General features: G+C 63.0%; 1 protein-coding gene. It reads left to right on the top strand.

Going from position 1 to position 1279, the window contains the following annotated elements:
- On the top strand, window positions 1-1199 hold a 1199-nt coding region (locus EN939_RS34655; protein ID WP_164751532.1), incomplete at its 5' end, for a Na/Pi symporter.
- Window positions 1200-1279 lie beyond the last annotated feature (80 nt).

The raw sequence follows: 1279 nt of genomic DNA, 5'->3' as shown, positions 1-1279 counted from the left end.
ACTCCTACCTCAACCTTTTCAAATGCGTGTTCATCGCCGCCGGCGTGACCGCGATGATCCACTCGTCCTCGGCGACGATCGGCATCGTCATGGGCCTTGGCGCGGCGGGCATTCTCGACTGGACAACCGCCGTCGCCTTCTCGCTCGGTGCCGATCTCGGCACCACGATCACGTCGTGGATGGCTTCGCTCAACCTTTCGAAGAACGCCAAGCGGACCGCCTATGCGCACATCTCGTTCAATATCATCGGGGTGTGCATCACCATCCCTCTGTTCTTCGTCTCCATCCAGGTGCTGGAATGGGCCATGCAGTTCTTCGGCGGCGATCCGGCCGTTCCGGTGATTGTCGACGGCAAGGAGACCTTCCCCCTGGTGCCGGTCGCGGTCGGCCTCTACTCGACCTTCTTCAACGTCTTCAACACAGTGCTGCTGTTCCCGTTCATCGGCGTGTTCGAGCGGGTGCTATCGCGTGTCGGCCACACGGATGCCGACGACGCGGAGGATTTCTCGACGCCGAAATTCCTCGACCGCAAACTGGCCAGCGATTTTGCCAAGGCCATTCCCGCCGTGCAGCAAGAGACGGCCCGCCATCTGGAGGCCGGCGCCATGTTCCTCGACATCGCACGCTCTTCCAAGAAGGCGCCGTCGGATCCGGGCGAGCACTATCTGGCGACCGACATCCTCAGCCGCGATATCCGCGCCTACACCGCCGCGCTGATGAAGGAGGATCTGCCTTACGAACAGCTCGATCTGATCGCCAGCCTGATCGAGGAAGCCGACTTCACGGCCGCCCTGACGGAATCGATGCATCAGGTGGCGCGCCGCGTCAGGCGCGAGAAGTTCAGCAACCCGGCGCAAGCCATCGTCGACGTCGCGCTGAACAAGCTCGACACGTCGCTGCGCGAAATCTTGCCTACTTACGGAATTTCCAGCCCGCAGATGCCGGCCGGCCATGTAAATCTGCCTGGGGTCGAGGAACTGCGTGCCCGCACGCTGGCGCTCGGACCGAATGCCGGTGCCGCCGAACGCGGCACGATCCTGGCCCTGCTCGGGTCGATCGAGCGTGCGGAAATCCTGATCCATCGCATCGATGCCGAGCGCAGATCCGTAAACCGCCAAAGCGTGCTCGCCCGTGCGTCGGCACGCAAGGAAACCAGAGCAAGCCCGATGGGAGACCCAGGCCTGGTTCCGGCCGAGTAACGGTCCGCCGGACCATAACCACCTTCGTTCGGATTGCGGGTCAGGCAGGAAGACAGTCCATCCCGGTTCCGCCGGGATCT

It is taken from the genome of Mesorhizobium sp. M7A.F.Ca.CA.002.05.1.1 (assembly GCF_003998335.1).
GTDB lineage: Bacteria > Pseudomonadota > Alphaproteobacteria > Rhizobiales > Rhizobiaceae > Mesorhizobium.
This window is presented reverse-complemented; position numbering and strand designations above follow the sequence as displayed.